The organism is Streptomyces sp. NPDC001515 (assembly GCF_053597115.1).
In genome coordinates this window covers 26,487-39,656 of sequence record NZ_JBSFHN010000030.1, presented here as the reverse complement: position 1 = coordinate 39,656, position 13,170 = coordinate 26,487, and the positions used below count along the sequence as shown (strand labels likewise).

General features: G+C 72.7%; 12 protein-coding genes. 8 read left to right on the top strand and 4 right to left on the bottom strand.

What is annotated here, in order from left to right:
- Positions 1-112: 112 nt before the first annotated feature.
- The gene (locus ACWCXC_RS27745) at positions 113-844 is read right to left on the bottom strand and encodes an SIR2 family NAD-dependent protein deacylase (RefSeq protein WP_450890860.1); all 732 of its coding nucleotides are present in this window, start codon (positions 842-844) and stop codon (positions 113-115) included.
- Between the two features lie 66 nt (positions 845-910).
- Between ACWCXC_RS27745 and ACWCXC_RS27740 the strand changes: the two genes are divergently transcribed.
- Entirely contained in the window at positions 911-1,111 is a 201-nt protein-coding gene (locus ACWCXC_RS27740; RefSeq protein WP_450684348.1) for a DUF2191 domain-containing protein, read from the top strand.
- 27 nt (positions 1,112-1,138) lie between these two features.
- On the opposite strand, the gene ACWCXC_RS27735 is transcribed toward ACWCXC_RS27740, so the two are convergent.
- A complete protein-coding gene (locus tag ACWCXC_RS27735) occupies positions 1,139-1,630 on the bottom strand; it encodes an NUDIX domain-containing protein (RefSeq protein WP_450684349.1) in 492 nt (163 codons plus the stop codon).
- A 159-nt stretch (positions 1,631-1,789) separates the two neighbouring features.
- Here ACWCXC_RS27735 and ACWCXC_RS27730 point away from each other — a divergent pair, with 159 nt between their 5' ends.
- Positions 1,790-2,905, top strand: coding sequence for a glycerate kinase (locus ACWCXC_RS27730; RefSeq protein WP_450890859.1), 1,116 nt, complete (start codon positions 1,790-1,792; stop codon positions 2,903-2,905).
- 157 nt (positions 2,906-3,062) lie between these two features.
- On the opposite strand, the gene ACWCXC_RS27725 is transcribed toward ACWCXC_RS27730, so the two are convergent.
- Positions 3,063-3,788: a PucR family transcriptional regulator gene (locus tag ACWCXC_RS27725; RefSeq protein ID WP_450890858.1), complete on the bottom strand. Its 726-nt coding sequence runs from the start codon at positions 3,786-3,788 to the stop codon at positions 3,063-3,065.
- 344 nt (positions 3,789-4,132) lie between these two features.
- Between ACWCXC_RS27725 and ACWCXC_RS27720 the strand changes: the two genes are divergently transcribed.
- Genes ACWCXC_RS27720 through ACWCXC_RS27700 form a run of 5 tightly spaced genes read left to right on the top strand, consistent with a single transcriptional unit; the run spans position 4,133 to position 8,948 of the window.
- Positions 4,133-4,930, top strand: a complete 798-nt coding sequence (locus tag ACWCXC_RS27720) for an ABC transporter ATP-binding protein (RefSeq protein ID WP_450890857.1) — start codon at positions 4,133-4,135, stop codon at positions 4,928-4,930.
- Complete coding sequence (locus tag ACWCXC_RS27715) at positions 4,918-5,724, top strand: ABC transporter ATP-binding protein (RefSeq protein ID WP_450890856.1); 807 nt, start codon at positions 4,918-4,920, stop codon at positions 5,722-5,724. Before ACWCXC_RS27720 ends, ACWCXC_RS27715 begins: the two co-directional genes overlap by 13 nt.
- Positions 5,721-6,611 carry a branched-chain amino acid ABC transporter permease gene (locus ACWCXC_RS27710; protein WP_450684354.1) on the top strand — a complete coding sequence of 297 codons (891 nt, stop codon included), beginning with the start codon at positions 5,721-5,723 and terminating at the stop codon, positions 6,609-6,611. The genes ACWCXC_RS27715 and ACWCXC_RS27710 overlap by 4 nt, the downstream gene beginning before the upstream one ends.
- Complete coding sequence (locus ACWCXC_RS27705) at positions 6,604-7,707, top strand: branched-chain amino acid ABC transporter permease (RefSeq protein ID WP_450684355.1); 1,104 nt, start codon at positions 6,604-6,606, stop codon at positions 7,705-7,707. Before ACWCXC_RS27710 ends, ACWCXC_RS27705 begins: the two co-directional genes overlap by 8 nt.
- Positions 7,704-8,948: an ABC transporter substrate-binding protein gene (locus ACWCXC_RS27700; protein ID WP_450684356.1), complete on the top strand. Its 1,245-nt coding sequence runs from the start codon at positions 7,704-7,706 to the stop codon at positions 8,946-8,948. The genes ACWCXC_RS27705 and ACWCXC_RS27700 overlap by 4 nt, the downstream gene beginning before the upstream one ends.
- 68 nt (positions 8,949-9,016) lie before the next feature.
- Here the strand turns inward: ACWCXC_RS27700 and ACWCXC_RS27695 are convergent, their stop codons facing one another.
- Positions 9,017-11,383, bottom strand: coding sequence for a discoidin domain-containing protein (locus ACWCXC_RS27695; RefSeq protein WP_450890855.1), 2,367 nt, complete (start codon positions 11,381-11,383; stop codon positions 9,017-9,019).
- Positions 11,384-11,755: 372 nt separating this feature from the next.
- On the opposite strand from ACWCXC_RS27695, the gene ACWCXC_RS27690 reads away from it, so the two are divergent.
- Positions 11,756-13,111 carry a glycoside hydrolase family 5 protein gene (locus tag ACWCXC_RS27690; protein WP_450890854.1) on the top strand — a complete coding sequence of 452 codons (1,356 nt, stop codon included), beginning with the start codon at positions 11,756-11,758 and terminating at the stop codon, positions 13,109-13,111.
- The last annotated feature ends 59 nt before the right edge of the window (positions 13,112-13,170 follow it).

Below are 13,170 nucleotides of genomic sequence, written 5' to 3'. Positions count from 1 at the left end.
CCGCCCGCACCAGCCTGACCCGTTCGTCCCCCGCCTTGAAAGCCGGCAGCTTCGGCCGGGGGAGACGGCGGGAGTCGTAGGGCGGACCGTACCGGGGCCCCGCCGGGCGGGGTCAGGCGCCCGATTCCTCCGCCAGGCGTTCCAGCAGCGCGGGCAGGGCGGTGCCGATCGGTTCGCGGATCGTCTCCTCGGCCAGCTCGTCGTACGGCGTCGGCTCCGCGTTCACCACGATCAGTCGGGCGCCGTGGTCCACCGCGATGCCGGCCAGCGAGGCGGCGGGCTGCACCTGGAGCGAGGTGCCCACCGCGACGAACACCTCGCAGGCCTTGGCGACCGCCATCGCCTCGCCCAGGACCACCGGGTCCAGCTGTTCGCCGAACATGACCGTCGCCGACTTGAGGATTCCGCCGCAGTCACGGCACGGCGGATCCGGCTCCCCGGCCTCCACCCGGTCCAGGGCCTCGGCCATCGTCGTCCGGCGGTGGCAGCGGGTGCAGACCACCTCGCGTGCGGTGCCGTGCAGTTCGAGGACCTTGCGGGCGGGCATCCCGGCCAGTTGGTGCAGCCCGTCGACGTTCTGCGTGATCACCCGGACCGGGACCCCGGCGCGCTCCAGCGCGACGACCGCGCGGTGCGCCCCGTTCGGCTCCGCGTTCCACGTGGCGCTCGTCCGGCGCATCAGCCAGGAGCGGCGGCGGATCTCCGGGTCCGCCATGTACAGGTCGTACTGGACGAGCTTCTCGGACTCCGGGTCCTTGCGCCACAAGCCGTTCGGCCCGCGGTAGTCGGGAATGCCGGAGTCCGTGGAGATACCGGCGCCGCTGAGGATCGCCACGAGTGTCATGGGGTGAGCGTACGCAGCCGACGCGGCCTGCGGCGAGGCGATATCCCGGGCTGCTACCGTCCCGCCATGGCGAAGGTAATGGTGGGTCTGGACGCGGAACTCGTCGTCGAAGTCATGGTCCTGGCGGGGGTCGGCAACCCCCAGGACGCCGTCGAACTCGTCGTACGCGACTACATCGCGCGCGGCCACCGCACGGAGGCGCGCACGGCCGCCCGCGAGGAGACCGTACGCGAGGACGGGATCAGGCCGCAGGACACCCAGGGCTGACCCGGGCGGTCCGCACCGGCCGAGGGATCAGACGGCGGGCCGGCCGTCCACCAGCTCCGCCGTGCCCGCGCCGGAGTCCAGCACCTCCAGCGAGGCGCGCACCCGGAAGAGCAGCGCGCCGGGCAGATACGCGTCCAGCTCCGCCGGCTCGACGAGCTTCCAGGACAGCAACTCCTCCTCCTGGAGCCGGATCGCCTTCAACGCTTCGTCGTCGAGGACCCCGCCGTCGTACACATGGGCGACGATCGGCGGCCGGGCGGTGCCCCGGGTCCAGTCGACGGAGAGCAGCCGGCCCGGCTCCAGGTCCAGCCCGATCTCCTCGGCCGACTCGCGCCGCGCGGCCTGCCGGGGGGTCTCGCCGTCCGCCGACTCGATCGTGCCGCCCGGCAGCGTCCAGCCCTCCCGGTAGTTCGGCTCGACGAGCAGCACCCGGCCCCGCGCGTCGCGGAACAGGCAGGCCGCGCCCGCTAGCACCTTGGGCAGACCGGCGATGTAGGTGGTGTAGTCGGAGGTCGTCACGGCAGCAGCGTAGCGGCGCGGCGGGCACGGCGGCCCTGCCCGGGGTGCGGTCCAGGGCCCGGACACCCATGGGCAGGGAGGGGGTGCTGCGGATAGGGTCGGGGCGGCGCGACTGCCTGTTCGAATGCAAAGGGAATCAAGGTGACGGACGGAGCAGTGATGGAGACCGCACGCGTGCTCGTCGCGGCGGACAAGTTCAAGGGCTCGCTGACGGCCGTACAGGTCGCGGAGCGGGTCACGGCCGGGCTGCGGCGGGCCGTTCCCGGAGTGCGGGTCGAGGCCCTGCCCGTCGCGGACGGCGGCGACGGCACGGTGGCGGCCGCGGTGGCCGCCGGATTCGAACGCCGCGAGGCCCGGGTGACCGGACCGCTGGGCGACCCCGTCACCGCGGCCTACGCGGTGCGCGGCACCACCGCCGTCGTCGAGATGGCCGAGGCATCCGGCCTCCAGCATCTGCCCTCCGGCGTGTTCGCCCCGCTGACGGCCACCACGTACGGCTCCGGCGAACTGCTGCTCGCCGCGGTGGAGGCCGGCGCGCGGACCATCGTCTTCGGCGTCGGCGGCAGCGCGACGACGGACGGCGGCGCGGGCATGCTGAGCGCGCTCGGCGCCCGCTTCCTGGACGCGGACGGCAAGCCCGTCGGCCCCGGCGGCGCGGCCCTCGCGGATCTGGCCACGGCCGATCTGTCCGGGCTCGACCCCCGGCTCGGCGCGGTCGACCTGATCCTCGCCAGTGACGTCGACAACCCGCTGACCGGACCCACCGGCGCGCCGGAGGTCTACGGCCGGCAGAAGGGCGCCACCGAGGACGACATCGCCCTTCTCGACGCTGCGCTCGCCCGCTACGCCTCCCTGCTCGGGCCGGAACAGGCCGGGCTTCCCGGCGCGGGCGCGGCGGGCGGCGTCGGTTACGGGGCCCTCGTCGCCCTCGGAGCGCGCTTCCGGCCCGGCATCGAGGTGATGCTGGACGTCCTCGGCTTCGCCCCCGCCCTGGCCCGCGCCACCTTCGTCATCACCGGCGAGGGCTCCCTCGACGAACAGACCCTGCACGGCAAGGCCCCGGCCGGAGTCGCCTCGGCGGCCCGCGCCGCCGGTCTCGACGTCGTCGCGGTCTGCGGACGCCTCGCCCTCCCCCCGGAGGCCCTCGGCCGCGCCGGCATCCGCCGCGCCTACCCCCTCACCGCCCTGGAGCCGGACTCCGCCGTCTGCATGGCCGAGGCCGGTCCGCTGCTGGAGCGGGTGGCGGAGTCCATCGGGCGGGACTTCCTGAGCTGATGCGGTGAGACGGCGACGCCGGGGCGTGGCGTCGCGGCCGACCGTGGCGCTCTGAGGCCGTGGGGCCGCGCCCGGGGGTGTCCCCGGTCGCGACCCACCGCGTCCGGGTGTCCCTGGTCGCGGGCCCCACTACGTCCGGGCGTCCCCGCTCGCCACGCTAGGGACACCCGCGATCCTGCGGGCGGCGGACCGCCTCCAGGGCGAGGACCACCTCCACCAGCTCCCGGGGCCGTGACAGCGAGCGGGAGGTCAGCTCCTCCAGGCGGCGCAGACGGTTGAGGACCGTATTGCGGTGGCAGCGCAGGCGGATGGCGGCCCGCGCCGCCGAGCCCTCGCAGTCCAGCCACGCCTCCAGCGTCGCCACGAGCACCGCCCGGTCCGCCGGGGCGCGGTCCAGCAGGGGGCCGAACACCTCCCCGGCCAGATGGGCCGCGAGGTCCGGGCCGCCCGCCACGAGGGCCGCCGGAACCCGGCCCGCCAGGCACACCGCCCGCTCGGTGCCCGGACCGCAGACCAGCAGCGCCGCCTCGGCCAGCCGGCGCGCGGCCCCCAGCCCCGAGAGCCCCTCCACCACGGGGCCGACCCCGCCGGGGCCCGGCCGGACGGCCGAGACGGCCGCGGCCACCGAGGCCGCCTCCGCGTCCCCGGCCACGACGACGGCGATCTCCCGGCCCGGCCTCACCCGCCACAGGAACCGCAAACCGTGCGCCCCGGCGGGCCGTTCACCGGCGTCCGCGCGCGGAACGAGGACCGCGACGGCGTACCGCCCCCGCTCCGGCAAAGCCAGCGCACCGGCCGCCAGACGGACGAGTTCCGGGCCGCCGTCGCCGTCCAGCAACGCGTCGAGGAGCGCCCCCTCCCGTCCGTCCCCGCGCCGCCGCATACCCGCTCCGTCTCCCCGGCCGACCGCGCCGGTGTCCCGTCCGGTCCACGGCATCCGGCATCCGACGTCCGTGCCGCCCGGCCCGCGCCGTGAGGATGACACCGCCGCCCGGTCCGGGGGAGCGGGCCGGGCGCCCGTCTGTGCGCGTGCCCAACCGGGCCGCTTCGGCACTGGTCATCCGCAGCGTCCGGGCCCCGGGCCGTGGACGCGCGGCCCGCCCGCTGCTGGTCTGTGGCCCACGGACGCACCGGACGGGCAACCCGCCGGCCGCCTCCGGGCCGGGACCCCCGTGCCCGTACGGCACCGACGCGTCCGCTCCATGACACGCGGAAGGAGGAGGACGCATGGCAACGCTGGAGATCCGCGCACTGTCGGTGGGCTACGGCCCGGTCCGCTCGCTGCGCGACGTCTCGCTCGATGTGCCGGCCGGCACGATCACCGCCGTGCTCGGCGGCAACGGGGCCGGGAAGACCACACTGCTGCGGGCCGTCTCGCGGACCCTCGGCTTCCACCGGGGGACGGGTACGGGCACGGTCCGCTTCGACGGACGGCCCCTGGACGGGCTGCACCCCGCCCAGGTGGTCGCCGCCGGAGTGGTCCAGGTCCCCGAGGGCCGGCAGGTGTTCGCCCGGATGACGGTAGCCGACAACCTGCGGGCGGGCGCGCTCGGCGCCCGGGGCGGCCGCCGGGCCGCCGCCGAGGCCCAGGCCCGCGTCCACGAGCTGTTCCCCGTCCTCGCCCGGCGCGCCCACCAGCGGGCCGGGCTGCTCTCCGGCGGCGAACAGCAGATGCTGGCCATGGGCCGGGCGCTGATGGCCCGGCCCCGGCTGCTGCTGCTGGACGAACCCTCGCTCGGCCTCGCCCCGCTGATGGCGGCCCGCATCGCCGACACGGTGCGGGAGATCAACGCCGCCGGAACCTCCGTCCTGCTCGTCGAGCAGAACGCCGCGATCGCCCTGCGCCTCGCCTCCACCGCCTACGTCCTGGAGGTCGGCGAGGTCACCCTGGAGGGCCCGGCCGACGAACTGGCCGCCTCCGACGAGGTCCGCCGCCGCTACCTCGGCGTGGTCGACGAGACCGCCGCCGAGGACGCCGGCCGCGCCGCCGGCACCGCACCCACCCTCAGCAGGTGGTCCGCGTGACGACCGCTCAGGACACCGCCGCGGCGGCCCCCGAGGCCCTCACGGTCCGCGACGTCACCGTGCGCTTCGCCGGACTCACCGCGCTCGACGGCATCTCCTTCACCGTGGAGCCGGGCAGCGTGCACGCCGTCATCGGCCCCAACGGCGCCGGGAAGTCCACCACGTTCAACGTGCTCTCCGGGGTCTACCGGGCCGCCTCCGGGACCGTCCACCTCGGCACCACCCGGCTCACCGGACTCGCCCCGCACCGCATCGCCGCGCTCGGCGTGGCCCGCACCTTCCAGAACCTCGCGCTGCCCCCGTACGCCACCGTCGCCGACACCCTGATGCTCGGCCGGCACCGGCTCACCCGGGCAGGTTTCCTCGCCGCCGGGCTGCGGCTGCCCGCCGCCGCCCGCGAGGAGCAGCGCCACCGCGAACGGGTCCGCGAGATCGCCGCGTTCATCGGCCTGGACAAGGAACTGGACCGCCCGGCCGCCGCCCTCCCGTACGGCACGCAGAAGCTCGTCGAACTCGGCCGGGCGCTCTGCATGGAACCGCGCGTCCTGCTCCTGGACGAACCCGTCGCGGGCATGACCGCCGACGAACGCCGGCGCACGGCGGCCGTCGTCGCCGGGATCCGCGACAGCCTCGGCATCTCGATCGTGCTCGTCGAACACGACATGGGCGTCGTCATGCGGCTCGCGGACGCCGTGACCGTACTCGACTTCGGACGCAGGATCTCCGGCGGCACCCCCGCCGAGGTCCAGAACGATCCGGCCGTCGTCCAGGCCTACTTGGGGACACAGGAATGACCACTTTCATCGAACTCCTCCTCGGCGGACTGTCCATCGGCTCGGTCTACGCGCTCATCGCGCTCGGCTTCGTCGTCATCTTCAAGGCCACCGAGGTCGTCAACTTCGCCCACGCCTCGCTGCTCCTGGCCGGCGGCTACGTCACCGCCGTCCTCCACGACGACATCGGCTTCTGGCCGGCGCTCGGCGCCGGGATCGCGGGCGCCGCGGTCGTCGGCGCCGCCGTCGAGTACCTGGTGATGCGCCGCTACCGGGGCGGCGACCAGAGCGTCCTGGCCATCGTCACCATCGGCGTCGACATCCTGCTCACCACCGAACTCACCCGCCGCATGGGCACCGAGGTCCTCTCCCTCGGCGACCCCTGGGGCGACAAGGTCGTCACCCTCGGCGACGTCACCCTGGCGCAGACCCGCATCGCGGCCTTCGTCGCCGCGGCCCTGCTCATCACCGTGTTCCTGCTCGCCTTCCGCTTCACCTCCTGGGGCGTGTCGATGCGCGCGGCGGCGGAGAACCCGCAGACGGCCGCCCTGATGGGCATCCGGCTCGGCCGGGTCTCGCTCACCGCCTGGGCGGTGGCCGGGGCGCTCGCCGCCGTGGCCGCGCTCTTCCTCACCGTCTTCCCCACCCCCGGTCTGGAACGCGCCACCTCGCTCGCCGCCCTCAAGGCATTCCCCGCCGCCATCCTCGGCGGACTCGACTCCACCACCGGCGCCCTGGCCGGCGGGCTGATCGTCGGCGTCACCGAGGCGCTCGCCACCGGCTACCAGAGCGATCTGTCCTTCCTCGGCCGCGGCATCGGCGACCTCGCCCCCTATCTGGTGATGGTGCTCGTGCTGCTGCTGCGGCCCGCGGGACTCCTCGGAACCAAGGAGCTGGCCCGTGTCTGACACCACCACCGCACCCGCCGCCACGGGCCTCGGCGCCACCGCCGCCCGGCTGCGCCGGCCCCGTACCTACCTCTGGGCCGCGGGCTCCGTCCTGCTGCTCGCCCTCCCGTTCTACCTCGACCGCTTCTGGCTCCAGGCCGGTCTCTTCGCGATGGCCGCCGCCATCGGCGCGATCGGCCTCAACCTGCTCACCGGCGCCACCGGCCAGCTCTCCATGGGCCACGCCTTCTTCCTCGCCGTGGGCGCCTACGGCTACTGCGTCCTGGCGGGGGACAGCGGTACGGACAACGGGCACCGGCTGACCGGACTCGGACTGCCCGGCTGGCTCGCCGCGCTGCTCGCCGTGCTCCTCGCCGGCGCGGCCGGCGGACTGTTCAGCCCCATCGCCAGCCGGCTGCGCGGCGCCTACCTCGGCATCGCCACCCTCGCCCTGATCTTCATCGGCCAGCACGTGCTGTTCAACGCCGGTTCGCTCACCGGCGGGTTCAACGGCCGCGACGTCCCTCCGCTCTCCCTGTTCGGCATCACCTTCGACGACACCGAGATGCTGGTCGCCTCGGTCCCGTTCCAGTCCTCGGAGAAGCTCTGGTACCTGGCCCTCACAGCCCTGCTGCTGAGCGGGCTGTTCGCCCGGGGCGTGCTGCGCGGCCGGCCCGGCCGGGCCCTCAACGCGCTGCGCGACCACCGGATCGCCGCCGGGGTGATGGGCGTCCCGGTGGCCCGCTACCGCGCCGCCGTCTTCGTCCTGTCGTCGATGTACGCCGGACTGGCCGGCGTCCTGCTCGCCCTCGTCTTCCAGCGGACCGTGCCCGAGTACTTCGGCATGGTCCTCTCCCTGGAATACCTCGCCATGATCGTCATCGGCGGGCTCGGCACCGTGGCGGGCGCCGTCGTCGGCGCCGCCTTCGTCACGCTGCTCCCGCAGTTGCTCACCCACTACAGCGACTCCCTGCCCCTGGTCTCCGCCCCCGGCACGGGCGGTCTGTCACCGGGCGAGGCCTCGCGCTACCTGTACGGCGCCGCGGTCGTCGCGGTGGTCCTGTTCCTGCCCGGCGGCCTGACACGTCCGCCGAAGAACCCGGGAGACAAGAAATGAAACTGCGTGTGCTCGGGGCCGTGTGCGCGGCCCTCGCCCTCACCCTCGTGGGCTGCAGCGGCAAGGCCGAACCCTCCGGCGGCGGCGAGGACAAGGGCGGCATCAAGACCGGCGAGGGCGTCACCGGCAAGACGATCACGCTCGGCGCGCTGACCGACATGACCGGCGTCTACGCCTCCCTCGGCAAGAGCGTCACCCAGGCCCAGCAGCTCTGGGTCAAGGAGACCAACGCCGCAGGCGGGATCTGCGGCCGCACGATCGAACTGACGGTCCGCGACCACGGCTACGACCCCCAGAAGGCCGTCGCCGGATACACCGAGCTGGAACCGAAGGTGCTGGGCTTCGCCCAGTTCATCGGCTCGCCCTTCGTCGCCGCCGTCGAGAGCCGCGTCAACGCCGACAAGGGACTCGTCCTGCCCCAGGCGTGGTCCGCCAACCTCCTCGGCAGCTCCTCCATCCGGGTCATCGGCGCCACCTACGACGTCGAGACCATCAACGCGATCGACTACCTCCTCTCCGAGAAGCGCATCGCCCGCGGCGACCGGATCGGGCACGTCTACTTCGAGGGCGACTACGGCGAGAACGCCCTCGCGGGCGCGAAGTACGCGGCGAAGGAGGCCGGGCTCACCGTCGTCGAGCAGAAGATCAAGCCCACCGACAACGACATGACCGCGCAGGTCGCCGCGCTCAAGCAGGCCGGCGTCAAGGCCGTCGTCGTCAGCGCGGGCCCGCGTCAGGCCGCCTCGCTCGTCGGCGTCGCCGCCGCCACCGGCTTCAAGGTCCCGGTCATCGGCAACAACTCCGCCTTCGCTCCGCAGCTCCTCAAGACCCAGGCCGGACCGGCCCTCGCCCAGGACTACTACGTCGCCGCCTCCACCCTCCCGATCGGAGACCCGGGCGCCGGCCCCGCCAAGCTCGCCAAGGACTACTCGGCCGCCTACCCCAAGGACGGCCTCGACAACGGCGTCATCGCGGGCTACAACGCCGCGAGCCTCTTCGGCGATGCACTGAAGAAGGCGTGCGCCGCCAAGGACCTCACCCGCGAGGGCGTCGACCGGGCGCTGCTCACCATCAAGGACTTCGGCGCGGACTTCGGGATGCCGCACGATTTCTCCGACCCGGCGGCGCCCTCCACCCGGGAGAGCGTGATCATGAAGCCGGACCTGAAGACCCCCGGCGGTCTGAAGGTGGTCAGGCCCGCCCAGGCCGCCGCCGCGGCGAAGTCCTACCCCGTGAAGTAGCCGGACCGCACGGCCGGCGGGCGGCACGCCTCACGGTGTGCCGCCCGCCGGTGCTTACGGGTGCCGGATCAGCTCGTGTACGCCTCCAGTTCCGAGAGCTGCGCCGCGGGCCAGCCGGTGTTCGCGGTGAACGTCAGCCGCAGATACCGGATCGCCGTGCCGGGCAGCGCGACGGTCGCCCGATTGCCGCCCGCCGGATCGAAGGTGTAACCGGCAGAGCCCTTCAGCGTGTTGTACGTGGTGCCGTCGGTGCTGCCGGACACCGCCAGGGTCTGCGTACGGGTCGACCAGGCCGCCGCCGGCGGCAGCTTCAGGACCAGCCGCTTCACGGCCTTGGCCGCGCCGAGGTCGACGGTCAGGGTCTGCGGGAAGGCGTGGTTGGTGCTCTCCCAGTAGCTGTTCGCGTCGCCGTCGACGGCGCGCGCTGCCGTGTAGACGTCCGCGTGCCCGGAGGCGGTGACGGTACGGCCCTGGGCCAGGTTGCCCGTCTCCTCGGGCGGGTCGGTCGGATCGGTCGGGTCGGTCGGCGGGTCCGTGGGGTCGGTCGGGCCGCTGCCGCCGCCCGGCACACCGCCGTTGGTCCACACCGGGTCGGGCCAGGTGCCGGTGCAGGCCGGGGGATCGGCGTACCAGCCGGAGTTCCCGGCGCCCCGGGTGATCCGGAAGCCGCTGCCGACGCAATTGTGGATCGGGTTGGACTGGGCGATGTGCGTGGCCACGACGTTGTCGAAGGTGGCCGTGCCCGGGGACTGGACCTGCAGCGCGTACGTTCCGGCGCCGTCGATCCTGATGCGGTCGAAGTGCAGCCCGTTCGTCGCGCCCTCGATCAGATGGATCGCGGCGTAGGAGCTGTCCAGGATCTCGCTGTCGGAGATGTTGACGGTGGCGTTGATGGGCTCGTTGAGCCCGCTGAACCAGACCGCGCCGACGCCGAAGCGCCAGTTGTAGTCGTTGTTCCCGGTCCGGATCAGGGTGTTGCGGGCCGCGGTGATGGTGCCGGAGACGGCCGTGCCCTGGCCGGAGTTGACGCCGGGGTAGCGGTTGGCGATGTGCAGCCCGCCGCCGTTGGTGATCGTGTCGGCCATCACGTTGTCCGCGATGGTGATGTCCTTGCCGCCGTAGGTCACGATGTTGTTGGCGAGGATCGGCAGGATCACCGTGTTGAAGGAGAACGTGTTCTTCACGTTCGGGACGTTCTCCGCCCACATCGCCAGACCGTCGTCACCGGTGTTGCGGACGAAGGTGTGAGTGACCGTGGAGTTCGTCACTCCGTAGTGGAAGTTCACGCCGTCGGCGGTCTGGTCCAGGATGCGGCTGTTCTTGATGGTGAAGTGGTCCATCGGGCCGTCCATCCAGGCGCCGCACTTGGTGTGCTGCATCCAGACGTTGTCCACCGTGGAGTTCGACAGGGCGCCGCCGATGGCGTTGACCTGGTCGTTGTCCACCCGCTCCCGGATGTCGCCGATGATGGCGAAGTCCTTGAGCAGGACGTCGCTGCTACCGCCCTGCGCGGCGTACTTGCCGTAGACGCCGACGGCCTTCGAGCGGTCGGAGGGGTCGCGTCCGGTCAGGACGGAATACCAGGGCCCCGCGCCGCGCAGCGTCACCTTGTCCACGACGATGTGGTCGCGGACCTGGAAGGTGCCCCGGGGGATGTACACCTCCCTGCCCTGCGTCCGGCCCGCGTCCACGGCCGCCTGGATCCTGGCCGTCGAGTCGGCGGCCCCCGTCGGGTCGGCCCCGAAGTCGGCGACGACGTCGAGCGCGCCCGAGGGCCTGGCGACCGGGTCGGCCACCTTCTCGAAGTCGGCCAGGTCGATGGTGAACGACGGTGAGTCGGCGGTCGAGGAGACCTGGAGCCGGACCTTGGTGCCCGCCGCCAGTGTCGACCCGAACATGGTCCGGGCCTCGTCGTAGAAGTGGTGCGGGTCGGTGTCGCCCGGGTTGTTGTTGAAGGGGTATCCGCCGTAGTACCACCCGTACTTCGAGGTGACCGGCACGGCCTTGGCCGAGCCGCCGTTCACCCGTACGTCGATCGAGGCGTCCCGGCCCGATCCGGCGGCGTTGTCCGGCAGCGAGTACCGGAAGGACATGGCGTTCGCCGGGGCGGTGAGCGTGAACTCCACGTACTCACCGACGGCGTCGAGGGTCACGGCCTGCCGGCCGGACGCCTCGGAGGGCAGCGTGCCGTACAGCCGGTTCGGACCGATCAGGGTGCCGTTGGTGGCGGCGTACTCGGCCTCCTGCTCCGTGAAGGGGACGGTCGCGCCGCGACCGGGGACGGCCAGCGGCGAGGGGGCGGGGACTCCTGCGGCCTCGGCGGCCGGGGCACCGGACAGGACCACGGCGGCGGCGGTGCCGAACGCGGCCAGGGCCAGCGAGAGGGAGGCGGCGAGTGAACGCCTCGGCCAGGGATGGCGGGGTGGTGGGGTCACGTCAGATGCGTCCTTGCGGCTCGTGGGGGAGGGATCCGGACGTCCATAGGCTAGGAGTGCCACCGCAAGGAAGTCTATGAGCGTGCGCAAGATTTCGATGATATGACTCAATTACACGACGCAAACCCGTGGGAAATGCGGCCCTGTGGACGGGTTGGGCAGGGTTGCGCCCCGCCGGGCGCAAGGTGGACGCAAGTTCTTGCGCTCATCGAAACACTGTCGAAAGTGTTGACGCGCCCTGCGGGCCGATGCCACGGTTCGGCCTGCGGGTGTCGCTCTGCCCCCGCTGTGGGAGCGCTCCCATAGCGGCGCTCCCGCAATGCTCTCGCGCCCCACGCACCCCCACGCACCCCCACCGAAAGGCGAAGAAGCATGACCCCCTTCAGAAGCAAGCGCCTGGGCGCGGCGGCGGCCGCCACCGCTCTCGCCGCCCTGTTCGCGCTGTGCGGACCGGTCGCCGCCCAGGCCGAGCCCGCCGCCGCGCCCGCTCCCCGTGCCGCCGCCACGGGCACGGACTGGCTGCACACCGACGGCAACCGGATCGTCGACGAGAACGGCGATCCGGTCTGGCTGACCGGCGTCAACTGGTTCGGCTTCAACGCCACCGAACGCGTCTTCCACGGCCTCTGGTCGGCCAACCTGGACACCCTCACCCGGCAGATGGCCCAGCGCGGCATCAACCTCGTCCGGGTGCCGATCTCCACCCAGTTGCTGCTGGAGTGGAAGAACGGCCAGGCGGCGGTCTCCAGCGCGGTCAACACCTGGGCCAACCCCGAGCTGAAGGACAAGACCACGCTCCAGGTCTTCGACGCCTTCCTCGCGACGGCCCGGAAGTACGGCATCAAGGTCATGCTCGACGTGCACAGCGCCGAGGCGGACAACTCGGGGCACATCCACCCCGTGTGGTGGAAGGGATCGATCACCACCGAGCAGTTCTACTCGGCCTGGGAATGGGTCACCGGCCGCTACAAGGACGACGACACCCTCGTGGCGATGGACATCAAGAACGAGCCGCACGGCAAGCCCTCCGAGAGCCCGCGCGCCAAGTGGGACGGCTCCACCGACCCGGACAACTTCAAGTACGCCTGCCAGACCGCGGGCCGGCGCATCCTGGCCGTCAATCCCAAGGTGCTGATCCTCTGCGAGGGCATCGAGGTCTACCCCAAGAACGGCACGGACTGGACGTCCACCTCGGCGGCCGACTACGACTCCGTCTGGTGGGGCGGGAACCTGCGGGGCGCCGCCCAGCACCCCGTGGACCTCGGCGCCCAGCAGGACCAGCTGGTCTACTCGCCGCACGACTACGGCCCGCTCGTCTACCAGCAGCCCTGGTTCCAGGGCGACTGGAACCGTACGACCCTGGAACGCGACGTCTGGGGCCCGAACTGGCTCTACCTCCACAAGAACGACACCGCGCCCCTGCTGATCGGCGAATGGGGCGGCTTCCTCGACAACGGCCCCAACGAGAAGTGGATGAAGGCGCTGCGCGACCTCGTCGTCGACAACCGGATCAGCCAGACCTTCTGGTGCCTGAACCCCAATTCCGGTGACACCGGCGGTCTCCTCGGCTACGACTGGGCCACCTGGGACGAGGCCAAGTACGCCCTCCTCAAGACCGCCCTGTGGCAGGAGAACGGCAAGTTCGTCGGCCTCGACCACGAGGTGCCGCTCGGCGGCGCGGGCTCCACGACGGGCATCAGCCTCTCGGACCTGTACGGCACCGGCTGACCCGCCCCCGCCCACGCGCGAGGGCCCGGACGCCTTCCGGCGTCCGGGCCCTCGCGTCG

Coding starts and splice junctions, on each gene's coding strand:
- ACWCXC_RS27690 (WP_450890854.1), top strand. CDS start 11,756: ATGACCCCCTTCAGAAGCAAGCGCCTGGGCGCGGCGGCGGCCGCCACC.
- ACWCXC_RS27725 (WP_450890858.1), bottom strand. CDS start 3,788: ATGCGGCGGCGCGGGGACGGACGGGAGGGGGCGCTCCTCGACGCGTTG.
- ACWCXC_RS27700 (WP_450684356.1), top strand. CDS start 7,704: ATGAAACTGCGTGTGCTCGGGGCCGTGTGCGCGGCCCTCGCCCTCACC.
- ACWCXC_RS27710 (WP_450684354.1), top strand. CDS start 5,721: ATGACCACTTTCATCGAACTCCTCCTCGGCGGACTGTCCATCGGCTCG.
- ACWCXC_RS27720 (WP_450890857.1), top strand. CDS start 4,133: ATGGCAACGCTGGAGATCCGCGCACTGTCGGTGGGCTACGGCCCGGTC.
- ACWCXC_RS27745 (WP_450890860.1), bottom strand. CDS start 844: ATGACACTCGTGGCGATCCTCAGCGGCGCCGGTATCTCCACGGACTCC.
- ACWCXC_RS27740 (WP_450684348.1), top strand. CDS start 911: ATGGCGAAGGTAATGGTGGGTCTGGACGCGGAACTCGTCGTCGAAGTC.
- ACWCXC_RS27730 (WP_450890859.1), top strand. CDS start 1,790: ATGGAGACCGCACGCGTGCTCGTCGCGGCGGACAAGTTCAAGGGCTCG.